Genomic DNA, 23,487 nt, shown 5'->3' on the forward strand with positions numbered 1-23,487 from the left:
TAATTTGTCGTTGCGTGCTCTTTTTATTATTGAGGGTCGGTCTGTTGTTGTTTTTGGCAACCGTGGCCCTGTACAGCTTTTGGCGACCCCCATCCGGGGTCAAGAGCAAACGTATTTTTTTGAGCGCTGATCTGCTTTCTCGTCAAACGATCCAACCGATTCGGGAGCTACCTGAAGGTAGTTTTATTGTTCTCTGCCCGGTTGCGGGTCACTCCTGAGAGCACCCTGAAAAGCACACCTTCTCCAAAAAAATCTGTTAGCTGCGTCTCTGCCGTGTTGTTCTTGTTATGTCAGAGTCGTTTCGTCTTGTTTTTATTGGTTTGCGGCTTTTTATTCTTGTTATGCGATAGAGATAGCAGGTGTCGTGCCAACTTTTGAAAAGCTTTGTAGATCAAATGGTTACGACTTTCAGAGGTTTTCAGCCTTGGGCAAAGCCAGACAATTTGTTTCCGTGTTACTCGCTTTTGCCCACATCACTGATCCAGCGGTAACACCTCACTGGGCGCTGCGTGCCTTGGCCACTCGCGAACCGGTCGGGCGGCCGAGCACTGCGCTGATCTGCTGGCCCGCGGCGATCAAGGCGTCCAGGTCGATACCGGTCTCGATGCCCAAGCCGTTGAGCAGGTACACCACGTCTTCGGTGGCGACGTTACCGCTTGCGCCTTTGGCGTACGGGCAGCCGCCGAGGCCGGCGATAGAGCTGTCGAACACTGCAATGCCTTCGAGCAGGCTGGCGTAGATGTTGGCCATGGCCTGGCCGTAGGTGTCGTGGAAATGCCCGGCCAGTTTGTCCCGGGGCACCTGCGCCGAGACCACCTCAAACAGGCGCCGGGTCGCGCCCGCCGTACCGGTGCCGATGGTGTCGCCCAGCGACACTTCGTAGCAGCCCATCGCGTACAGCTCACGGGCGACCATCGCCACTTGCTCCGGCGCGACCGTGCCTTCATACGGACAACCCAGCACACAGGAAACGTAACCGCGCACGGTAACGCCGTGTTGTTTCGCCGCCTCCATGATCGGCGCAAAGCGCGCCAGGCTCTCGCTGATCGAACAATTGATATTGCGCTGCGAAAACGCCTCGGAGGCCGCAGCGAACACCGCGACTTCCTTGACCCCGGCGGCAATCGCGTCTTCAAAACCGCGCAGATTCGGCGCCAGCGCGCCATAGGTCACGCCGGGCTTGCGTTGAATCTGCGCGAACACCTCGGCGGAACCGGCCATCTGCGGCACCCACTTGGGCGAAACGAAACTGCCGACTTCGATATAGCCGAGCCCGGCGGCGCTCAGTGCGTCGACCAGTGGCACCTTGTCAGCCACGCTGATCGGTTGGGCTTCGTTCTGCAGGCCATCGCGCGGGCCGACTTCGATCAGGCGTACTTGGGAGGGGAGGGACATGGGCGGGACCTGCCTGTTTTTTTTTGAGTTCACGAAGAACCCTTTGTAGGAGTGAGCCTGCTCGCGATAGCGGAGTGTCAGTCGCCATAGTTTTTTCTGATACACCGCCATCGCGAGCAGGCTCACTCCTACAGGGGGGATGTAGTGTTTGCTAGACCGCCTGGCTTTTAAGCGTCTGCTCCAGCGCCTGCACGCAGCGTTCTTCGGCGGTATCAAGCTCGAGTTTCATCTGTTCGATATCCAGCAACTGCTGCTCAAGCTGTTCGCGGCGTTCGCTGATTTTCGCCAGCATGCTGTTGAGCTGTCGGGTGTTACCGCTGGACGGGTCGTAGAGCTCGATCAGCTCGCGGCATTCGGCGAGGGAAAAGCCGATGCGCTTGCCGCGCAGGATCAGCTTCAGCGTGACCTTGTCCCGAGGTGAGTAAATGCGTTCCTGGCCACGACGCTCGGGGCTGAGCAGGCCTTGCTCTTCATAAAAGCGGATCGCCCGGGTGGTGATGTCCAGCTCGCGGGCGAGGTCGGAAATGCTGTAGGTCTGACTGCTCATGAAAGCGCTCGGAAAAGGGGCATGGCGCTAAGCTAATCGGTGGTTTACGTTTACGTCAAGCAAGAAAAAGATCGCAGCTTTCGGCTGCTCCTACAGGGGAATGCATTCCAAATGTAGGAGCTGCCGAAGGCTGCGATCTTCTGATTTGCCTCAAACCGCCTGCTTATCCAGCTTCTTCTCCTGCGCCGTCACCTGCTGGCACAACTCGATCATCTGCTCACGCATCCAGCGGTTGGCCGGGTCCTGGTCGGTGCTTTCGTGCCAGTACAAATGCGTTTCCACCGACGGCACATCATTCACCGGCAAATTGAACGCCTGCAAGTCATGACGACGGGCGAAGCGTTCCGGCACGGTCATGACCATGTCGGTCTGCTGCATCACCTGCGAGGCCATCAGATAGTGCTGCGAGCGCAGGGCGATCTTGCGCTGGATGCCCATTTTGCCCAGCGCCAGATCGACATAACCCAGACCGCTGCGGCGGCTGGAGATATGGATGTGGGTCAGCGACAGATAATCATCAAGGCTGAGTTTTTCCTTCCCTGCCATCGGATGGCCCTTGCGCATGGCGCAGACGTAACGGTCGTCCATCAGCTTGACGTGGCGCACCTGCGGGTCGGTATTGAGCGGCGCATCCACGGCGAAATCCAGCCGCCCGGCCGCCAGTTCCTTGGTGGTTTCCCGGCGTTTCGACAGAAAGCTTTCGATGATCACCGTCGGCGCCAAGCGGCGCAGACGCTGGAACAACGGCGGCAAAATGATTGCTTCCGTGAGGTCGGTCATGCTGATGCGATAAGTCTTGACTGCCTGCGCCGGGTTGAAGATGCGGCTTTCCTGCACCGACACACGCAGCAGCGACAGGGCATTACGCACCGGGCCGATGATGTTCTGCGCCATCGGCGTTGGCACCATGCCTTGGGCAGTACGCACGAAGAGCGGGTCGTTGAAGGTCTCGCGCAGCCGGGCCAGGGCGTTGGACACCGCCGGTTGGGTGATGCCGACAATCTGCCCGGCGCGGGTCAGGTTGGCTTCGGTGTAGATCGCGTCGAAGACGATGAAAAGGTTGAGGTCGACCTTGCTCAGGTTCATAACGCGGCTTCTCTTGTTATTAAGTGCAAGTGTTTTGGGGCTCAGGATCAGCCGATCATATATCGGTGATGAATGTTTATACACGCCGAGAATAGGCTAGGTAAATTATCAGTGCTGTTCTAGCATCGATTGCATGACTTGAACAACCTCTGCCCGAGAAGGTAACTACCCATGGATTTCGCTTATTCGCCCAAGGTGCAAGAACTGCGTGAGCGCGTGACTGCGTTCATGGACACTTACGTTTACCCGGCCGAAGCGGTGTTCGAGCGCCAGGTCGCCGAGGGCGATCGCTGGCAGCCGACCGCGATCATGGAAGAGCTCAAGGCCAAGGCCAAGGCGGAAGGGCTGTGGAATCTGTTTCTGCCCGAGTCCGAACTGGGTGCCGGCCTGAGCAACCTCGAATACGCGCCGCTGGCGGAAATCATGGGGCGTTCCCTGCTGGGGCCGGAGCCGTTCAACTGCTCGGCGCCGGATACCGGCAACATGGAAGTGCTGGTGCGTTACGCCAACGAAGAACAGAAACAGCGCTGGCTCGAACCGCTGCTGCGCGGCGAGATCCGTTCGGCGTTCGCCATGACCGAACCTGACGTGGCGTCCTCCGATGCGACCAACATGGCCGCCAGCGCCGTGCGCGATGGCGATCAGTGGGTAATCAACGGCAAGAAATGGTGGACCTCCGGCGCCTGCGATCCACGCTGCAAGATTCTGATCTTCATGGGCCTGAGCAACCCCGACGCGCCGCGTCATGCCCAGCACTCGATGATCCTCGTGCCGGTCGACACCCCTGGCGTGAAGATCGTCCGGCCGCTGCCGGTGTTCGGTTACGACGATGCGCCGCACGGCCACGCCGAAGTGCTGTTCGATAACGTGCGGGTGCCGTACGAAAACGTCCTGCTCGGTGAAGGACGCGGCTTCGAAATCGCCCAGGGCCGCCTTGGCCCAGGACGCATTCACCACTGCATGCGCTCGATCGGCATGGCTGAGCGGGCACTGGAACTGATGTGCAAACGCTCGGTAAGCCGCACCGCGTTCGGCAAACCGCTGGCGCGCCTGGGCGGCAATATCGACAAGATCGCCGACTCGCGGATGGAGATCGACATGGCCCGCCTGCTGACGTTGAAAGCGGCGTACATGATGGACACTGTCGGTAACAAGGTGGCGAAGAGCGAGATCGCGCAGATCAAGGTTGTGGCGCCGAACGTCGCCTTGCGGGTGATCGACCGGGCGATCCAGATGCACGGCGGCGCCGGGGTGTCGAACGATTTCCCGCTGGCTTATATGTACGCCATGCAACGCACCTTGCGCCTGGCCGACGGCCCCGACGAAGTGCACCGCGCGGCGATCGGCAAGTTCGAGATCGGCAAATATGTGCCGAAGGAAATGTTGCGTAGCGGTCAGTAATACCGAGTCGCCTAATTCGCGAGCAGGCTCGCTCCCACAGGATTTGTGACCGCCACAGATCCAATGTGGGAGCGAGCCTGCTCGCGAAAGGGCCTGAACATTCAGCACATCAACATCAGGGTCAATACACCCAAACCTCAACCCGCCGATTCTTGATCCTTCCTTCATCCGCACTGTTGGTCGCCACCGGCATCAGCGCGCCGAAGCCGCGCACTTCGCGCATGACCACGCCGTTCCTGACCAGCTCGCGGCGCACCGCCATCGCCCGCAGCTTCGACAGCAGGTCTGCCCGGGCCGGGTCATCCTTGAGGTCACCAAAACCCACCAGGGTCACCGCGCGCTCGGTCTTGCCATTGCGCTTTATATAGTCGAGCACTCGCGCCAGATCCTGCCGCGCCTTGTTGTCCAGGCCGGCGCTGCCCTCGGCAAAACGGAAATTCACTGTCAGACGCTGGGCATGTCGGCTGAGGGATTGGTAACCCTCGGGCATCAGCGCATTCGGCGCCACGCTCATGGCCTGCACGGTCTGGCTGACAAAACCGCTGGCGGCGACGATTGCCTGACCCTGTGGGCTCTGCGCGAACGTGGCCAGGGCCTGCGCCCAAGGATTGCGGGTGTCCGGCGGCAGATAAAAGAACAGGCGCCGCGACAGCGGATAATCTTCGGTAGCGATCAGACTGTTCAGCGGCAACATCGCTTGCGACGCACCATCGGTGATTGCCACGGCTTTCGCCTGACGTACGTAAGGCAAGCCGATGAAGCCGATACCCTGCGGATCGGCGCTGACCGCATCAGACAACTGCTCGCTGGATTCGAAACGTTTCGCCGTGCTGCTGAGACTTTTCCCAAGCCGACTCAGGACCAGTTCCTTGAATGTGTCGTAGGTCCCCGACTGATCATCCCGCGCATATAGATGTATGGCGCCGCCACGGCCACCGAGGTCTTCCCAGGTTTTCACTTCGCCGGCAAAAATCCGCGCCAGTTGTTCGGTATCCAGCTGCTGTAGCGGATTGGCCGGGTTGAGGATGATCGCCAGACCGTCGATGGCAATGATTTGCTCAGCCGCCGGGCTTTTCAGATCGCCGAGGGTTTGCAGGGCGAGCAGCTCGCTGTCCTTGATCTCCCGGGAAGAAGCGGCGAGATCGGCGCTGGTGTTTTTCAACGCAGCGAAACCGGTGCTGGAACCGTGGGCGGCGACTTCGATGACCACGCGTTGCCCCTGCGCAGTCTGACCGACGATGCGCTGTTCGTTGGCGGTATCCGGCGTTTCACGATGGATTTTCAGCAGGCCTTGTTCCTGCAACAGGCCTTCGACCAGCGCCGGGCCGAGCTCGGCGCCGATGGTGTTGGAACCCTGAATGCGCAGCGCCGAGCCGTTTTCGGGGATCGGCAGGACGGCGGCGTAGACCGACAGCCAGCCACTCAACAGGAAAACGCAGAGAACACGCAGGGTCATGCCGGCACCGAATCAAGCCAAGGGGATTGCCGGGGAGATTAAGTCAGAAAGATGACTTTCAGATGACACTGATCCCCTGTAGGAGTGAGCCTGCTCGCGATAGCTATTTACTGGTCAACATTTATGTCGACTGATCCACCGCTATCGCGAGCAGGCTCACTCCTACAGGGGAAATGTGTTGAGTCCGGAATCAGGCCAGTTCAAGCCAGATCGGCGCATGGTCCGAGGGCTTTTCCATGCCGCGCAGTTCGTAGTCCACACCGGCATCCTTGACCCGTGGCAGCAAACCATGGGAAGCCAGAATCACGTCAATGCGCAGGCCGCGCTTGGGCTCGTCTTCAAAACCACGGCTGCGGTAGTCGAACCAGCTGAACATATCGGTTACGTCGGGGTTCAGGTGGCGATAGCTGTCAGTCAGGCCCCAGTTCTTAAGGCGCGCCATCCACTCGCGTTCTTCCGGCAGGAAGCTGCATTTGCCGGTTTTCAGCCAGCGCTTCATGTTGTCCGGGCCGATGCCGATGTCGCAGTCTTCCGGGGAAATATTCACATCGCCCATCACCACCAGTGGCTGCTCGTTGTGGAACTGGCTCTCCAGCAGTGCTTGCAAATCACTGTAGAAACGCTGCTTGGCAGGGAATTTGGTCGGGTGGTCGCGGCTTTCACCCTGTGGGAAATAGCCGTTCATGATCGTCACCGGCACGCCGTTGGCATCGGCGAAAGTGCCCCAGATAAAGCGCCGCTGCGCATCTTCTTCGTCAGTGGCAAAGCCTTTATGAATGGCGATCGGCTCGTTGCGCGAAAGCAGGGCGACACCGTAATGACCTTTCTGGCCATGAAAATGCACGTGATAGCCGAGGGCGCGTATCTCTTCGAGGGGGAACTGGTCGTCGTGAACCTTGGTTTCCTGCAGGCCGATCACGTCGGGCTGATGTTTTTCGATCAGCGCTGCCAGCTGATGCGGACGGGCACGCAGTCCGTTGATGTTGAAGGAAACGATCTTCATGGTCGGCAGTCCTGGCAAAAGGGCGATGCTAGCTGACATGGGGGAGATGGGCCAGTGTGGGAGAAATCATTTTGGCCTGTGGGATTTATGTTGTTAGTGATGACGCTATCGCGAGCAGGCTCACTCCTACAGGGGAACGCATTCCAAAATGTAGGAGTGAGCCTGCTCGCGATAGCGCCCTCCCAGTCGATGAAGATCCAGGGCTGGTCTAACCTGTGAGGTAACCACGCCACCGTCAAAAGGTTCGTACCAACAAGCGCGCCAGCCTCCGAGCGCGCCCCGGGGAGAATCATTGCCATGCCTGAAACCCAGTTCGCCAGCGCCGCCATCCACATGCTCGACCGCGGCTATTCGCGCGAGGCCCGCTCTCTGCTGTATCAGGCCTATCGCCACGAGCCGACCTTCGGCTACCTGTTCGAAGCCGAGCGTCCCGGCTACGAACAACGGGTGCGGGCCACGGTGCGTGAGCTGGTCAAACAGCATTTCCTCCAGGACCTGCCGGCGATCGGCCTGTTGGTCAATGATCGCCTGATCGGCATCGCCCTGATCGCGCCGCCGCAAAGGCGTCTGGGGGTGACGGAAAGCTGGGCATGGCGCTTGCGCATGGTGCTCAGCACCGGGTTTCGCTGCACCCGGCGTTATCTGGAATATCACGATGCCGTCGCCGCGTGCGTGCCTGGCGACTCCGTGCACATGCTGCCGCTGCTCGGCGTGCATCCGCAGTTTCAGGGCAAGCACTACGGCGAACAGCTGCTCACTGCCGTGCACAACTGGTGCGCGGTCGATGAAACCTCGCAAGGGGTGGTGCTCGACACCGGCAACCCGCGCTACCTGGAATTCTATAAAAGGCAGGGTTATCAGGAGATCGGCGAGGTTGCCGTCGGACCAGTGCGTGAACACGTATTTTTCCACGCCAATCCGCAGGTGTTACAAACAGCCACGGGATAATGATCGAACTTCTTCACAAATTACCTGTTCTATCAGGCTCCCGAGCCCGTGATAGCATCCGCGCCTATGAAGTTTCCACGAAGATTTACCAGCGGCGTGCTGATGCTGTTATCCAGCTGCGCGGCGCTGGCGCAAAGTGAATTGGATGTACGGATCAAGCCGTCCAACGATGAACTCAAGGCCAATATAGAAGGCTATATCGGCAGCCTCGGCGATCGCGACGAAGAAGCCTTGCTGCGCTTCAGTCGCGGTGCCGAAGAGCAGGCGCGCAAAGCGGCGCAGGCGCTGGGCTACTACCAGCCGCAGATCGACAGCGACGTCAAGGGCGGGGAAAAACCGCGTCTGGTGCTGAACATCGATCCCGGCGAGCCGATTCGCCTGCGCAATGTCACCGTGCGCGTCGACGGCCCGGCGGCCTCGCTGAAATCCTTCCGCGTACCGAAAAGCGACCTGCTCAAATCCGGGGCAGTGCTCAATCATGGCCGCTACGAAGACGCCAAACGGATCATCCAGAATCAGGCCTCGCGCTTCGGTTACTTCAGCGGCCATTTCACCCGCCAGAAGCTCATGGTCGATCCGCGCGCGGGTGTCGCCGATATCGAATTGATCTACGACAGCGGCCCGCGCTATGCGCTGGGCAAAGTCAGTTTCGAGGGCGACACGCCCTTCGACGAAGACCTGCTGCAACGCATGGTGCCGTTCAAGGCAGGCGAGCCCTACGACTCCGAACTGATCGCCGAACTCAATCGCGACCTGCAATCGAGCGGCTATTTCGAAGGCGTACGCGTCGACGCCGCACCGACGGCGGCGAAGAACCAGGTGATTCCGGTCGAGGTCAAGCTCGACACGCGCAAGCCGCGCACCATGGGCCTGGGTCTCGGTTACTCGACCGACGTCGGGCCACGCATCAAGGCCAACTGGACGCGTCACTGGGTCAATCCCCAGGGCGACAGTTATGGCTGGGAGGCTGAACTCTCGGCGCCCCGGCAGAACGTCGGGCTGTTCTATGACATCCCGCTCGACCCGCCATTGACCGACAAACTGCGCTGGGCCGGCGGCTATCAGTTCGAAGACATCGAAGGCTCCGACACCCTGAGCAAACTGCTGACTTTCGGCCCGGAATGGCACAGCAAGTTGCCCAGCGGCTGGCAGCGGGTGATCTCGCTGAAGTGGCAGCGCGAGGAATACGAACTCGGCGACGACTCCGGCCTGAGCACGTTGCTCATGCCCGGCATCAGTTATTCCTACCTCAAAAGCGACAACCGCATCGACCCGCGCAACGGCTACCGCCTGAGCTTCGAAAGCAAAGTGGCGAAGGAAGGCCTCGGTTCGGACAACAACCTCTTATATGGCACCGCGCAGGTCAAAGGCCTGACCACGGTTTTCGACAAGCACCGCTTGCTCGGCCGCGTGCAGGTTGGCGGCAGCGCCACCAATGGCTACAACTCGATCCCGCCGTCGCTGCGTTTCTTTGCCGGTGGCGATCAGAGCGTGCGCGGTTACGACTACCAGAGCCTGTCGCCGAAAAACTCCGACGGCGACCGCATCGGTGGTCGCTACATGATTGCCGGCAGCGTTGAGTATCAGTATTCGATCGCTGAGAAATGGCGGGTCGCGACCTTCGTCGACCAAGGCAACTCTTTCAACAAACTCGAACTGCCCGACCTCAAGACCGGGGTCGGCGTAGGTGTGCGCTGGGTCTCGCCGGTCGGGCCGATCCGCCTAGACCTCGCTCATGCGCTGGACGACGACGGCGGCATCCGGCTGCACTTTTCCATGGGGCCTGAGCTGTGAAGCGTGGTTTGAAAATTACCGCGCTGACGTTGTTGGCGCTGGTTTTATTGATCGTCTTGAGCCTCGCCGCGCTGCTCGGTACGCAGGCGGGCAGTCGCTGGGCGCTGGGCCTGATGCCGGGTTTGAGCGTGGAGAATTTCCAGGGTCGCCTCGGTGGCCAATGGAGCGCCGATCATTTGGTGTGGCAGCAGGACACAAGCCGCGTCGAGCTGAACAGGGCGATCTTTGCCTGGTCGCCGCTGTGCCTGACGCGCATGACCTTGTGCATCGATCAGCTCAAGGCCGATCAGGTGATTCTGCAATTCCCGCCGAGCGAAGAAACCACCGAGAGCGGCCCGATCAAATTGCCGGATCTGCAATTGCCGCTGGCCATTGAACTCGGCGATGTCGAGGTCGGCAGTCTGTTGTTCAACGGCAGCGAACAGCTCAAGGGCTTGCAACTGGCGGCGCACTGGACCGCTCAGGGTCTGCAGATCGACAGTGTGAAATTGCAGCGTGACGAACTCAGCCTGAACCTGTCCGGCCTGCTGCAACCGAGCGGTAACTGGCCGTTGAACATTCAGGGCGATCTGACCTTGCCCGCGCCCGGCAGCGAACCGTGGATCCTGGCACTGAAAGTCGACGGCGATCTGCTGAAAACCCTCAACCTGCACGCCGACAGCCGTGGCTACCTCGACGGCCAGTTGAGCGGCGAGCTGCAAGCGTTGGCGGAAAACCTCCCGGCCAGGTTGCGCATCACCAGCGACGCGTTCAAACCGAGCGCCGATCTGCCGGACACCCTGCAATTCAACCAGTTGGTATTGACCGGCGAAGGCGACCTGAAAAACGGTTATCAGCTACTCGGCAACGCCACGCTGCCCGCGGAAAAATCGCCGGTGGCGTTGCTGCTCAAAGGCAAGGTCGACGCCAGCGGCGCGCAAATCGCCGGGCTCGATCTCAACGCCAACGACAAGCAAAGCCTTAAGCTCACCGGCAATGTCGACTGGAGCAAAGGCCTCAGCGCCCAGGCCAACATCAACTGGCAAGACTTCCCGTGGCATCGCCTCTATCCAGAAATCGACGAGCCACAAGTCGCTTTGCGTACCTTCACCGGCGAAGTGTCCTACACCGACGGTCAGTACCTCGGCAATTTCGCTGCCGCACTCGATGGCCCGGCCGGGGCGTTCACCCTGAGCAGTCCGTTCAGCGGCAGCCTCGAACAGATCGCCTTGCCGCAACTGGTCATGCAGGCCGGGCAGGGCAGGGCCGAAGGGCACGTCAATGTGCGCTTCGCCGACGGCATCGCCTGGGATACCGCGCTGGATCTGTCGGCGCTCAACCCGGCGTACTGGGTCGCGGAACTGCCGGGCACCCTGGCCGGGCCGCTGAAGAGCAAAGGCGAGATGAAGAATGAGCGACTGAGCCTCAGCGCCGACCTCGATCTCAAAGGCAAACTGCGCGGCCAACCGGCGATTCTGCAAGCCAAGGCTGACGGCGCGGGCGAGCGGTGGAACCTCAATGCCCTGCTAATCCGCCTCGGCGATAACAGCATCAGCGGCAAGGGCAGCCTGCAGGACAAGCTCGGCGGGCAGATCGATATCAAGCTGCCGCGTCTCGCGCAGTTATGGCCGCAATTGCGCGGGCAGGTCAACGGTCAGGTCAACGTCGCTGGCACGCTGAAGGCGCCACAGGGCAAGCTCGATCTGCAAGGTTCGCAACTGGCCTTTCAGGACAATCGCCTGCAAAGCCTCAACCTCGACGCCACCCTCGACAGTGCGCAACGAGCGAAAATCAATCTCAAAGGCAGCGGCATTCAGACCGGCGACACCTCCCTGGGCACCCTGACCGCCAGTGCTCAGGGCGACATCAAGAGTCAGAAACTCAGCCTCGATCTGCTCGGACCCAAGCTGAAACTGGCGCTGGGACTGGACGGCAATCTGGACAAGGGCAACTGGCGCGGTCGCTTGGCCAGCGGCGATATTCAGGCCGGTGGCCAGGACTGGAAACTGCAAAACCCGGCGAGACTGGAGCGCTTGGCGGACGGCCAGATCAATTTCGGCGCGCATTGCTGGCTGTCCGGCAATGCGAGCCTGTGTGGTGAAGACCAGCGCCTGATGCCCGAGCCGAAGCTGCGCTATCACCTCAAGCAATTCCCGATCGAAAGCCTCGCGCAATGGCTGCCCAAGGACTTCGCCTGGCAGGGCCGGCTCAATGCCGATCTGCAACTGGACCTGCCGGCCAGCGGCCCGAACGGCGTGGTCAGTGTCGATGCCAGCGGCGGCACCCTGCGCGTGCGCGACAAGGATCAGTGGCTGGATTTTCCCTACCAGACGCTCAAGCTCAGCAGCAAACTCACGCCCAAGCGCGTCGACACCGAGCTCAACTTCGTCGGCGGCAAACTCGGTGAGTTGATGGTGCAGGCGCAGCTCAATCCGCTGCCGAAAAACAAACCGCTGAGCGGCTCGTTCCGCCTCTCCGGGCTCGATTTGTCGGTGGCGCGGCCGTTTGTGCCGATGGTGGAAAAGCTCACCGGCCGGCTCAACGGTAGCGGCACGCTCTCCGGCGGCCTGCTCGCGCCGCTGGTCAACGGCACCGTGCAGCTCAGCGACGGCGAAGTGTCCGGCGCTGAACTGCCGATGGAGCTGCAGAACCTGCAACTGACCGCGGCGATTGCCGGCGAATCGGTGCGTCTGGACGGCGGCTGGAACAGCGGCAAGACTGGCCGGGGCAGCCTCAACGGCAACGTCGCCTGGGGCCAGGCGCTGGTGGTCGATCTGGCGCTCAAGGGCACGCAATTGCCCGTCAGCGTCGAACCCTACGCCAAACTCGAAATGGCCCCGGATCTGCAGATTTCCATGGCCGGCGATGAGCTGAAAGTTGCGGGCAAGGTGCTGGTGCCCAAAGGCGAAATCACCGTGCGCGAGCTACCACCATCAACGGTGAAAGTCTCCGACGACACCATCATCGTTGGCGCGCAAACCGAGGAGGGCAAACCGCCGATCGCGATGAAAATGGACATCGACGTGATCGTCGGTCAGGACAAGCTGAGCTTCGCCGGTTTCGGCCTGACCGCCAATCTGCAAGGCCAGGTGCACATTGGCGACAATATGGACACCCGTGGCGAGCTCTGGCTCAACGACGGCCGCTATCGTGCCTATGGCCAGCGCCTCACGGTACGGCGTGCGCGTCTGTTGTTCGCCGGCCCCATCGACCAGCCGTATCTGGACATCGAAGCGATCCGTCAGACCGACGACGTCATCGCCGGCATTCGCCTGAGCGGCAGCGCCGAACAGCCGACCACGCAGATCTTTTCCGAACCGGCGATGAGCCAGGAACAGGCGCTGTCGTACCTGGTGCTGGGCCGTCCGCTGAGCACCAGCGGCGAAGACAACAACATGCTCGCCCAAGCCGCATTGGGCCTCGGTCTGATGGGCAGCGCCGGGGTCACCAGCGGGCTGGCCAAGGATCTGGGCATCGAGGATTTCCAACTCGACACCCAGGGCAGCGGCAACGACACCAGCGTCGTCGCCAGCGGCAACATTTCCGAAAAACTCAGCCTGCGCTACGGCGTCGGCGTCTTCGAACCGGCCAGCACCATCGCCTTGCGCTACAAGCTGAGCAAGAAGGTCTACGTCGAAGCGGCGAGCGGCGTCGCGAGTTCGCTGGATATTTTCTACAAGCGGGATTTCTAGAGCGCATCTGCTCATTTCAACCGAGTCGCACCCTTCGCGAGCAGGCTCGCTCCCACAGTTGGAATGCGTTCCCCTGTAGGAGTGAGCCTGCTCGCGATGAGGCCATCAGCCGCGCCATTGATGGTGGATGAAAGGACGCATCGGGAGCAGTCTCACTCCTACAGGGGAATGCATTCCAGCGCCTCTGCATCGCTAAAACGCAACTAATTACCAAGCCCCCTAACTATTGCGTTGACATTCGCTGCCTAAGCAGTAACATCTCGACATACATTCACTGCCTAGGCAGTCATCAGGTCGACATATGAAGCATTTCACTCCGGAAGAATTCAAACACTGCCACCTCGGCCTGTTGCTCGGGCGTGCCGCGTTGCTCAAGGACCGGATCATCGACACCCACATGGAACCCCACGGCATCACCGCCGCGCAGTTCAAGGTGCTGATCATCATGGCCCAGTTTGGCGTCGACACCCCGGCCGAGCTGTGCCGGCATCTGTCGCTGGACAGCGGGTCGATGACGCGCATGCTCGATCGTCTCGAGCAGAAGGCTTTTCTGCTTCGTCAGCGCAGCGAAGGTGACCGGCGTCAGGTGCAGCTGAAGCTGACCGAGCAGGGCCAGCAACTGGCTGATCGCCTGCCGCACATCGGTGCCGATGCGATGAATGAACTGGCCGGCGCGATCTCCCGCGACGAGCTGAAGACCCTCGAATACATCCTCAAGAAAATCCTCCTGGCCGCCGGTGACCCAATCACCGTCCAGCGTTTGGGTGAACACAATGAACGCTAAAATCGTGCGCAGCAGCCTGACGCTGCTGCTGTCGGCGATGATCCTCGCCGGTTGCGCCAACTACAGCGGCCTCGACACCGAAGGCCAGCGCCTCGACGCGGCGCAGTTGAAGACAGCGCAGTCTCTGCAAGGCGTGACACTGTCACCGGCGGCATGGCCGAAAAGCGACTGGTGGAGCAGCCTTGGCGATCCGCAGCTCGACGGTCTGATCCGCGAAGCCCTGCACGATAGCCCGGACATGCAGATCGCCGAAGCCCGCGCCCATCAGGCCAGTGCCGCCGCGTATGCCGCCGATGCCGAACGCTATCCGACCCTCGACGCCAGCGCCGGCATCAGCCGTTCGCGTCTGGCCCGTGACCAGGATCCGCGGGGGCAGGGCGGGGCTTACGCGACGGTGCGCAATGTCAGCGCCGGCTTCAATTACAACTTCGACTTGTGGGGCGGCCAGCGCGATGCCTGGGAAGCCGCACTCGGTGAGGCCCGTGCTGCTGAAGTCGACCGTCAGGCCGCCCAGCTGACCCTCGCCGCTGACGTCGCCCGCGCGTACAGCGATCTCGGTCAGGCGCACATCGTTTACGACCTCGCCAGCGAGGACCTCAAGCGCACCCGGCAAATGCTCGACCTCAGTCAGCGCCGCTTGAGTTCGGGGATCGACAGCCAGTACCAGTTCCAGCAAACCCAGAGTCTGGAAGCCAGTTCCCAGGCCAGCCTGATCGACGCGGAAAAACGCCTGAACAGCGCGAAAATCGCCTTGGCGGTATTGCTCGGCAAAGGCCCCGATCGCGGCAACGAGATCTCCCGACCGAAAGTCCTGCAAGCCAGTGCCGTGGCGGTGCCGTCGGTGTTGCCAGCGGAACTGCTCGGCCGCCGCCCGGATCTGGTCGCGGCGCGCTGGCGTGTCGAAGCGGCGAGCAAAGATATCGACGCGGCGAAAACCCGCTTCTATCCCAACCTCAACCTGTCGGCTTCGGCCGGGGCGGAGTCATTGCTGGGTGATGCGATGTTCGGTTCCGCCAGCCGTTTCTTCAGCATTGCGCCGACCGTATCGCTGCCGATTTTCGATGGCGGACGCCTGCGCGCCAGCCTCGATGCGCGCGACGCCGATTACGATCTGGCGGTGGCGCAATACAACAAGAGCCTGGTCAAAGCGCTCGGCGATGTCGGCGACACCATCAACCAGTTACGTGATATCGGCCGGCAGATCGGCGCGCAGCAACACGCCACCGACATCGCTCAGGATTCTTACAGCACGGTCGTCCAGCGTTACGGTTCCGGCATCGGCAACTACCTGGACGTGCTCAGCATCGAGCAGCAACTGCTCCAGGCCCAGCGTCAGCTGGCGACCCTCAATGCCGAGCAGATCGACCTGTCGATTCAACTGATGCAAGCGCTGGGCGGCGGCTTTCAGGGTGAAAACCTGAACGCAGCCAACGCCAGCCCAGCCTCGTCGCACTACTAATTCAAGGTATTTGTCATGGCCACTGCCGAAAACACCCAAGCTCCAGACAACACCCCGGACACCGGCAACCCGCGCAAACGCAAGGTGATGCTGCTGGCCCTCGCCGTGGTCGTCCTGCTCGCCATTGCCGGCGTCTGGGCCTATCACGAATTCATTGGGCGCTTTAACGAAAGCACCGACGATGCCTACGTCAACGGCAACGTGGTGGAGATCACGCCGCTGGTCACCGGCACCGTGGTCAGCATCGGCGCCGACGACGGTGATCTGGTCCACGAAGGCCAGGTGCTGGTCAACTTCGACCCCAACGATGCCGAAGTCGGCCTGCAAAGTGCCAAGGCCAAACTGGCGCGCACCGTGCGTCAGGTGCGCGGTTTGTACAGCAACGTCGACGGCATGAAAGCCCAGGTCAACGCGCAACAGGCCGAGGTGCAGAAGGCCCAGGACAACTACAACCGACGGAAAAATCTCGCCCAGGGCGGGGCGATTTCCCAGGAAGAGCTGTCCCACGCGCGCGACGATCTGACCTCGGCGCAGAACGCACTGGCCAACGCCAAACAGCAACTGAAAACCACTAGCGCACTGGTCGACGACACCGTGGTCTCGTCGCACCCGGACGTGATGTCGGCGGCTGCCGATCTGCGTCAGGCCTACCTGACCAATGCGCGCAGCACCCTGATCGCGCCGGTCACCGGTTATGTCGCCAAGCGCACCGTGCAACTCGGTCAGCGCGTGCAGCCGGGCACCGCGCTGATGGCGGTGATTCCGCTGGATCAGCTGTGGATCGACGCCAACTTCAAGGAAACCCAACTGCGTGACATGCGCATCGGCCAGCCAGTGGATATCGAGGCCGACATTTACGGCAGCGACGTGAAATACAGCGGCACCGTCGACAGCCTCGGCGCTGGTACCGGCAGCGCGTTTGCCTTGCTGCCGGCGCAGAACGCTACCGGCAACTGGATCAAGATCGTCCAGCGCGTGCCGGTGCGCATTCACATCAATGCCGAAGAGCTGGCCAAACACCCGCTGCGTGTAGGTCTGTCGACCAATGTCGAAGTGAATCTGCACGACCAGAGCGGCCCGGTGCTGGCCCAGCAACCGCCGCAAAAAGCCTCGTTCAGCACCAACGTCTACGAGCGCCAACTGGCTGAAGCGGACGCGATGATTGCCCAGTTGATTCACGACAACAGCGCCGCAGCGGGCAAGACCGCACAGCGCTGATCTGCACGGACCTTGTAGGAGTGAGCCTGCTCGCGATAGCGGTGTGTCAGAGCCAAATATCTTGGCTGATACACCGCTATCGCGAGCAGGCTCACTCCTACAGGGGTGTGGTGTCCATCAGGTTTCATAGGATTCACAATGAGCAATAACGCTTCTTTCACGCCGCCCAGCCTGTTGCTCAGCACCATCGGCCTGTCGCTGGCGACGTTCATGCAAGTGCTCGACACGACCATCGCCAACGTGGCGTTGCCGACGATTTCCGGCAACCTCGGGGTGAGCTCGGAGCAGGGCACCTGGGTGATCACTTCGTTCGCCGTGAGCAACGCGATCGCGTTGCCGCTGACCGGTTGGCTGAGCCGCCGCTTCGGCGAGGTGAAGCTGTTTCTGTGGGCGACGATGCTGTTTGTGCTGGCGTCGTTTCTCTGCGGTATCTCGACTTCGATGCCCGAGCTGATCGGCTTTCGTGTGCTGCAAGGCCTGGTCGCCGGGCCGCTGTATCCGATGACGCAGACGCTGTTGATCGCGGTCTATCCGCCGGCAAAACGCGGGATGGCCCTGGCCTTGCTGGCGATGGTCACGGTGGTCGCGCCGATTGCCGGTCCGATTCTCGGTGGCTGGATCACCGACAGTTACAGCTGGCCGTGGATCTTCTTCATCAACGTGCCGATCGGCATCTTTGCGGTGATGGTGGTGCGTTCGCAACTGGCGAAACGGCCGGTGGTCACCAGTCGCCAACCGATGGATTACGTCGGCCTGATCACCTTGATCATTGGCGTTGGCGCATTGCAGGTGATCCTCGACAAAGGCAATGATCTGGACTGGTTCGAGTCGAACTTCATCATTGTCGGCGCGGCGATTTCCGTGGTGGCGCTGGCGGTGTTCGTGATCTGGGAAATGACCGACCGCCACCCGGTGGTCAACCTGCGCCTGTTTGCCTATCGCAACTTCCGCATCGGCACGCTGGTGCTGGTCTTGGGTTACGCCGGGTTCTTCGGCATCAACCTGATCCTGCCGCAGTGGCTGCAAACGCAAATGGGTTACACCGCGACCTGGGCCGGTCTGGCCGTGGCGCCGATCGGGATTCTGCCGGTGTTGCTGTCGCCGTTTGTCGGCAAGTACGCGAACAAGTTCGACCTGCGTTTGCTGGCCGGGCTGGCGTTTCTGGCGATTGGTTTGAGCTGCTTTATGCGCGCAGGATTCACCAATGAGGTGGACTTCCAGCACATCGCGCTGGTGCAGTTGTTCATGGGCATCGGCGTGGCGCTGTTCTTCATGCCGACCCTGAGCATTCTGATGTCGGACTTGCCGCCGAGCCAGATTGCCGATGGCGCTGGCCTGGCGACGTTTCTGCGGACACTGGGCGGCAGCTTCGCGGCGTCGCTGACCACCTGGATCTGGATTCGCCGCGCCGATCAGCATCATGCGTACATGAGCGAGAGCATCAGCACCTTCGAGCCGGCGACGCGCGAGACGTTGAACGCGCTGGGCGGGGCGAGTCAGTCGGCGTATGCGCAGATGGACCAGATCCTCACGAGTCAGGCGTACATGTTGTCGACCGTGGATTACTTCACGCTGCTGGGGTGGGGATTCATGGGGTTGATTCTGATCGTCTGGCTGGCGAAACCGCCGTTTGCTGCCAAAGCCGGGCCGGCCGCTTCGGGGCACTAAGATCAAAAGCCCCTCACCCTAACCCTCTCCCGGAGGGATAGGGGACTGACCGCGGTGGATGTTCGGTATACCTCGACGTGCCAGACTTTAGTCGAACTCAGGTTTGAATAGCATGAAGATCGGCTCCCACCCTAACCCTCTCCCGGAGGGATAGGGGACTGGCCGCGGTGGATGTTCGATATACATCGACGTGCCAGACTTCAGTCGAACTCAGGTTTGAATAGCATGAAGATCGGCTCCCTTTCCCCCTCGCCCCCCTGGGGGAGAGGGCTGGGGTGAGGGGGTAGCGCTCTTCAGCCGTGCGGCAAAGCCAGTGGCGGGGCGAAGTCGAACGGGGCCAATGCGTACCCGCTCTCATCCACCTGCAACGCCCAACCCTGACGATCCCAATCCCCCAGCACAATCCGCTTCGCCGCCTGTTCACCGAGCTGCAGCTTGTGAATCGCCGGGCGGTGGGTGTGGCCGTGGATCAGGGTTTTCACGCCATATTCCTGCATGATTCGCGGAATTTCCTCAGGCGTGACATCGACAATGTCATTGGCCTTCATCCGCGTCTGCGCCTTACTCTCGCTACGCAGCTTGCGCGCCAGTTTATGGCGGCTGCTCAGCGGCAGATGACGGAGGATGAACAGGGTGATCGGGTTGCGCAGGTAGCGGCGCAGCTTCATGTAGCCGACGTCGCGGGTGCACAGGCTGTCGCCGTGCATCAGCAGCACCGGCTCGCCGTAGAACTGCACGACACTCGGATCCTTCAGCAATGTGCAGCCGGCCTGTTTGCAGAAGGCCTTGCCGAGCATGAAGTCGCGATTGCCGTGCATGAGAAAAATCGCCGTACCGCTGTCGCTCAAATCGCGCAGGGCCTGGCAGATGGAACGCTGAAAGGGCGTCATGGCGTCGTCGCCAATCCACGCCTCGAAGAAGTCGCCGAGGATGTACAACGCACTCGCGGTGCGGGCGCGTCCGGCGAGCAAATCCAGAAACGCCCGGGTGATGTCCGGGCGCTCCTCTTCCAGATGCAAGTCTGAAATCAGCAATATCACGCTGCGATGATCTCGGCTTTCTCGATGATCACGTCTTCTGCGGGTACGTCCTGGTGGCCGGCCTTGGAAGTGGTCGACACGCCTTTGATCTTGTCGACAACGTCGGTGCCCTGGGTGACTTTACCGAATACCGCGTAGCCCCAGCCCTGCACGTTCTTGCCGCTGTGGTTGAGGAAGGTGTTGTCGGCGACGTTGATGAAGAACTGTGCCGAAGCCGAATGCGGCTCCATGGTGCGGGCCATGGCGACGGTGTATTTGTCGTTGGAAAGACCGTTGTCCGCTTCGTTCTGGATGCTTGGACGCTTGTCTTTCTTTTCTTTCATGCCAGGCTCGAAACCGCCGCCCTGGATCATGAAGTTTCCGATGACGCGGTGGAAAACAGTGTTTTCGTAGTGACCGGCCTTCACGTACTCGATGAAGTTGGCAACGGTGATCGGCGCCTTTTCAGCGTTCAGTTCGATGACGATCTCGCCATGGTTGGTGGTCAGTTTGACTTGAGTCATGGTCATTACTCTTCATAGGGAATTCGTGGTTCTGGGACCTTCAGCCCCACAACCGGTTCAGCCTGCTTCGGCCAAGGTGCGCAGTTTAGCGTGACAGGCGCGAATTTCGAGGCGGTTTTTCATTTCCCGGCGATTAAATGCATGCCTTTATCGGGCCTGCTCTGTCAGGCCCTTGACAGCATCGGCTATGATAACGGCTTTGTTTTGTCTGGCCCCTCTTTGCGGCCGCGCACCTGTACGTCAAGGATCCTATGAGCAAGCCCACTGTCGACCCTACCTCGAATGCCAAGTCCGGCCCTGCCGTGCCGGTCAACTTCCTGCGGCCGATCATCCAGGCAGACCTGGACTCGGGCAAGCACACCCAGATCGTGACTCGCTTCCCACCGGAGCCCAACGGCTACCTGCACATCGGCCACGCCAAGTCGATCTGCGTCAACTTCGGTCTGGCCCAGGAGTTCGGCGGCGTCACGCACCTGCGTTTCGACGACACCAACCCGGCCAAGGAAGATCAGGAATACATCGACGCGATCGAAAGCGACGTCAAATGGCTGGGCTTCGAATGGTCCGGTGAAGTGCGCTACGCCTCGCAGTATTTTGACCAGTTGCACGACTGGGCCGTCGAGCTGATCAAGGCCGGCAAGGCCTACGTCGACGACCTGACTCCGGAGCAGGCCAAGGAATACCGTGGCAGCCTGACCGAGCCGGGCAAGAACAGCCCGTTCCGCGACCGCACCGTGGAAGAGAACCTCGACCTGTTCGCGCGCATGAAGGCCGGTGAGTTCGCCGACGGCGCCCGCGTGCTGCGCGCGAAGATCGACATGGCTTCGCCGAACATGAACCTGCGCGACCCGATCATGTATCGCATCCGCCACGCTCATCACCACCAGACCGGTGACAAGTGGTGCATCTACCCGAACTACGACTTCACCCACGGCCAGTCGGACGCCATCGAAGGCATCACCCATTCGATCTGCACCCTCGAGTTCGAAAGCCATCGTCCGCTGTACGAGTGGTTCCTGGACAACCTGCCGGTGCCGGCGAACCCGCGCCAGTACGAGTTCAGCCGCCTGAACCTCAACTACACGATCACCAGCAAGCGTAAGCTCAAGCAACTGGTTGACGAGAAGCACGTGAATGGCTGGGACGATCCGCGCATGTCCACGCTGTCGGGCTTCCGCCGCCGTGGCTACACGCCGAAATCGATCCGCAACTTCTGCGAAATGATCGGCACCAACCGTTCCGACGGCGTGGTCGACTTCGGCATGCTCGAATTCAGCATCCGCGACGACCTCGACCACAGCGCACCGCGCGCGATGTGCGTGCTGCGTCCGCTGAAAGTGGTCATCACCAACTACCCGGAAGGCCAGGTCGAAAACCTCGAACTGCCACGCCACCCGAAAGAAGACATGGGCGTGCGCGCGCTGCCGTTCGCCCGGGAAATCTACATCGACCGCGAAGACTTCATGGAAGAGCCGCCGAAGGGCTACAAGCGCCTGGAACCGGCCGGTGAAGTGCGTCTGCGCGGCAGCTACGTGATCCGTGCCGACGAAGCGATCAAGGACGCCGACGGCAATATCGTCGAACTGCGTTGCTCGTACGACCCGGACACCCTCGGCAAGAACCCGGAAGGGCGCAAGGTCAAAGGCGTGATCCACTGGGTGCCGGCCGCCGCCAGCGTCGAGTGCGAAGTACGTCTGTACGATCGCCTGTTCCGTTCGCCGAACCCGGAAAAGGCCGAAGACAGCGCCAGCTTCCTCGACAACATCAACCCTGACTCGCTGCAAGTGCTGACCGGTTGTCGCGCCGAGCCATCGCTCGGCAACGCCCAGCCGGAAGACCGTTTCCAGTTCGAGCGCGAAGGCTACTTCGTCGCGGATCTCAAGGACTCGAAACCCGGTCAGCCGGTATTCAACCGTACCGTGACCCTGCGTGATTCGTGGGGCCAGTGAGTGAGTCAAGGAACTAACGTGCTAACGATCTACAACACGCTCACCAAGAGCAAAGAAGTCTTCAAGCCGCTGGATGGCAACAAGGTGCGCATGTACGTCTGCGGGATGACCGTGTACGACTACTGCCACCTCGGCCACGGCCGCAGCATGGTCGCGTTCGACCTGGTGACGCGCTGGTTGCGCTTCAGCGGTTATGACCTGACCTACGTGCGCAACATCACCGACATCGACGACAAGATCATCAATCGCGCCCGCGAGAACGGTGAGTCGTTCGAAGCGCTGACCGAGCGTATGATCGCCGCGATGCACGAAGACGAAGCGCGCCTGAATATCCAGAAGCCGGACATGGAACCGCGCGCCACCGATCACATCGCCGGCATGCACGCGATGATCCAGACCCTGATTGACAAGGGCTACGCTTACGCCCCGGGCAACGGCGACGTGTACTACCGCGTCGCCAAATTCATGGGCTACGGCAAGCTGTCGCGCAAGAAGATCGAAGACCTGCGCATCGGCGCACGCATCGAAGTCGACGAGTCGAAGGAAGACCCGCTCGATTTCGTCCTGTGGAAAGCTGCCAAGCCGGGCGAGCCGAGCTGGGAATCGCCATGGGGCGCCGGACGTCCGGGCTGGCACATCGAGTGCTCGGTGATGTCGACCTGCTGCCTCGGTGAGACTTTCGACATTCATGGGGGCGGCAGCGACCTGGAGTTCCCGCACCACGAAAACGAAATCGCCCAGAGCGAAGCGGCCACCGGCAAGACCTACGCTAACGCGTGGATGCATTGCGGAATGATCCGTATCAATGGCGAGAAGATGTCCAAGTCCCTGAACAACTTCTTCACCATCCGCGACGTGCTCGACAAATACCACCCGGAAGTCGTGCGTTACCTGCTGGTGTCGAGCCACTACCGCAGCGCGATCAACTATTCGGAAGACAACCTCAAGGACGCCAAGGGCGCACTCGAGCGTTTCTACCACGCATTGAAAGGTCTGCCGTCCGTGGCGCCGGCCGGTGGCGAAGCGTTCGTCGAGCGTTTCACCACGGTGATGAACGACGACTTCGGCACCCCCGAGGCCTGCGCCGTGCTGTTCGAAATGGTGCGCGAGATCAACCGTTTGCGTGAGAGCGATCTCGCTGCAGCGGCGGGTCTGGCGGCGCGCTTGAAAGAACTGGCGAGTGTGCTGGGCGTGTTGCAGCTTGAGGCCGATGACTTCCTGCAGGCGGGCGCTGAAGGGCGTGTCGATGCGGCTGAAGTGGACGCACTGATTGCCGCGCGTCTGGCGGCACGTGCGGGCAAGGATTGGGCTGAGTCCGATCGTATCCGTGATCAGCTCACGGCGATGGGCGTTGTGCTGGAAGACGGCAAGGGCGGGACGACCTGGCGTCTGGCTGACTGAGCAAGAAGCCAAAAGCCAAAAGCCCCTCACCCTAACCCTCTCCCGGAGGGAGAGGGGACTGACCGTGTTCTGGTCAAACGATACTGGACACGGTTATAGGGTTTAGGTCATTTCTCATGCTGCCAAGGCTTCCATTGCTACCGGAGTCCGATATCCGTTGTGAC

17 protein-coding genes are annotated in these 23,487 nt (G+C 61.0%); 10 read left to right on the forward strand and 7 right to left on the reverse strand.

What is annotated here, in order from left to right:
• Nucleotides 1-495: 495 nt before the first annotated feature.
• The 3 genes from DCO47_RS15985 to DCO47_RS15995 all read right to left on the reverse strand — a co-directional run bounded on the left by DCO47_RS15985 (nt 496) and on the right by DCO47_RS15995 (nt 3,028).
• On the reverse strand, nt 496-1,395 hold the full coding sequence (locus DCO47_RS15985; RefSeq protein WP_116658448.1) for a hydroxymethylglutaryl-CoA lyase: 900 nt from the start codon (nt 1,393-1,395) through the stop codon (nt 496-498).
• Between the two features lie 151 nt (nt 1,396-1,546).
• Nucleotides 1,547-1,942, reverse strand: coding sequence for a MerR family DNA-binding transcriptional regulator (locus tag DCO47_RS15990; protein ID WP_042609191.1), 396 nt, complete (start codon nt 1,940-1,942; stop codon nt 1,547-1,549).
• Nucleotides 1,943-2,092: 150 nt separating this feature from the next.
• Nucleotides 2,093-3,028, reverse strand: coding sequence for a LysR family transcriptional regulator (locus DCO47_RS15995; protein WP_064363647.1), 936 nt, complete (start codon nt 3,026-3,028; stop codon nt 2,093-2,095).
• A 171-nt stretch (nt 3,029-3,199) separates the two neighbouring features.
• On the opposite strand from DCO47_RS15995, the gene DCO47_RS16000 reads away from it, so the two are divergent.
• Entirely contained in the window at nt 3,200-4,429 is a 1,230-nt protein-coding gene (locus DCO47_RS16000; protein ID WP_042609193.1) for an acyl-CoA dehydrogenase, read from the forward strand.
• A 121-nt stretch (nt 4,430-4,550) separates the two neighbouring features.
• Here DCO47_RS16000 and DCO47_RS16005 read toward each other — a convergent pair whose 3' ends face one another.
• The gene (locus DCO47_RS16005; protein WP_116658443.1) at nt 4,551-5,885 is read right to left on the reverse strand and encodes a substrate-binding domain-containing protein; all 1,335 of its coding nucleotides are present in this window, start codon (nt 5,883-5,885) and stop codon (nt 4,551-4,553) included.
• Nucleotides 5,886-6,075: 190 nt separating this feature from the next.
• Nucleotides 6,076-6,888, reverse strand: coding sequence for an exodeoxyribonuclease III (gene xthA, locus DCO47_RS16015; RefSeq protein ID WP_065616015.1), 813 nt, complete (start codon nt 6,886-6,888; stop codon nt 6,076-6,078).
• Nucleotides 6,889-7,185: 297 nt separating this feature from the next.
• Here xthA and DCO47_RS16020 point away from each other — a divergent pair, with 297 nt between their 5' ends.
• The 7 genes from DCO47_RS16020 to DCO47_RS16050 all read left to right on the forward strand — a co-directional run bounded on the left by DCO47_RS16020 (nt 7,186) and on the right by DCO47_RS16050 (nt 18,430).
• The gene (locus DCO47_RS16020) at nt 7,186-7,836 is read left to right on the forward strand and encodes an N-acetyltransferase (RefSeq protein WP_042609196.1); all 651 of its coding nucleotides are present in this window, start codon (nt 7,186-7,188) and stop codon (nt 7,834-7,836) included.
• A gap of 66 nt (nt 7,837-7,902) precedes the next feature.
• Nucleotides 7,903-9,630, forward strand: coding sequence for an autotransporter assembly complex family protein (locus DCO47_RS16025; RefSeq protein ID WP_116658444.1), 1,728 nt, complete (start codon nt 7,903-7,905; stop codon nt 9,628-9,630).
• Nucleotides 9,627-13,301: a translocation/assembly module TamB domain-containing protein gene (locus DCO47_RS16030; RefSeq protein WP_116658445.1), complete on the forward strand. Its 3,675-nt coding sequence runs from the start codon at nt 9,627-9,629 to the stop codon at nt 13,299-13,301. Before DCO47_RS16025 ends, DCO47_RS16030 begins: the two co-directional genes overlap by 4 nt.
• 301 nt (nt 13,302-13,602) lie before the next feature.
• Nucleotides 13,603-14,085 carry a MarR family winged helix-turn-helix transcriptional regulator gene (locus DCO47_RS16035; protein ID WP_042609199.1) on the forward strand — a complete coding sequence of 161 codons (483 nt, stop codon included), beginning with the start codon at nt 13,603-13,605 and terminating at the stop codon, nt 14,083-14,085.
• Nucleotides 14,075-15,544 (forward strand): efflux transporter outer membrane subunit, encoded by a 1,470-nt coding sequence (locus DCO47_RS16040; RefSeq protein ID WP_116658446.1) that lies wholly within the window; start codon nt 14,075-14,077, stop codon nt 15,542-15,544. The genes DCO47_RS16035 and DCO47_RS16040 overlap by 11 nt, the downstream gene beginning before the upstream one ends.
• A 15-nt stretch (nt 15,545-15,559) precedes the next feature.
• Entirely contained in the window at nt 15,560-16,762 is a 1,203-nt protein-coding gene (locus DCO47_RS16045) for an efflux RND transporter periplasmic adaptor subunit (RefSeq protein ID WP_042609201.1), read from the forward strand.
• Nucleotides 16,763-16,900: 138 nt separating this feature from the next.
• On the forward strand, nt 16,901-18,430 hold the full coding sequence (locus DCO47_RS16050) for a DHA2 family efflux MFS transporter permease subunit (RefSeq protein ID WP_042609202.1): 1,530 nt from the start codon (nt 16,901-16,903) through the stop codon (nt 18,428-18,430).
• A gap of 293 nt (nt 18,431-18,723) precedes the next feature.
• On the opposite strand, the gene lpxH is transcribed toward DCO47_RS16050, so the two are convergent.
• Nucleotides 18,724-19,470 carry a UDP-2,3-diacylglucosamine diphosphatase gene (gene lpxH / locus DCO47_RS16055; RefSeq protein ID WP_065616018.1) on the reverse strand — a complete coding sequence of 249 codons (747 nt, stop codon included), beginning with the start codon at nt 19,468-19,470 and terminating at the stop codon, nt 18,724-18,726.
• Nucleotides 19,467-19,973, reverse strand: a complete 507-nt coding sequence (locus tag DCO47_RS16060) for a peptidylprolyl isomerase (RefSeq protein WP_064363699.1) — start codon at nt 19,971-19,973, stop codon at nt 19,467-19,469. The genes lpxH and DCO47_RS16060 overlap by 4 nt, the downstream gene beginning before the upstream one ends.
• A gap of 251 nt (nt 19,974-20,224) precedes the next feature.
• Between DCO47_RS16060 and DCO47_RS16065 the strand changes: the two genes are divergently transcribed.
• On the forward strand, nt 20,225-21,922 hold the full coding sequence (locus DCO47_RS16065; protein ID WP_065616019.1) for a glutamine--tRNA ligase/YqeY domain fusion protein: 1,698 nt from the start codon (nt 20,225-20,227) through the stop codon (nt 21,920-21,922).
• A gap of 18 nt (nt 21,923-21,940) precedes the next feature.
• A complete protein-coding gene (cysS, locus tag DCO47_RS16070; RefSeq protein WP_116658447.1) occupies nt 21,941-23,323 on the forward strand; it encodes a cysteine--tRNA ligase in 1,383 nt (460 codons plus the stop codon).
• The last annotated feature ends 164 nt before the right edge of the window (nt 23,324-23,487 follow it).

Origin of the sequence: Pseudomonas sp. NDM, from assembly GCF_003105095.1 — a bacterium.
GTDB classification, from domain to species: Bacteria; Pseudomonadota; Gammaproteobacteria; order Pseudomonadales; family Pseudomonadaceae; genus Aquipseudomonas; species Aquipseudomonas moraviensis_A.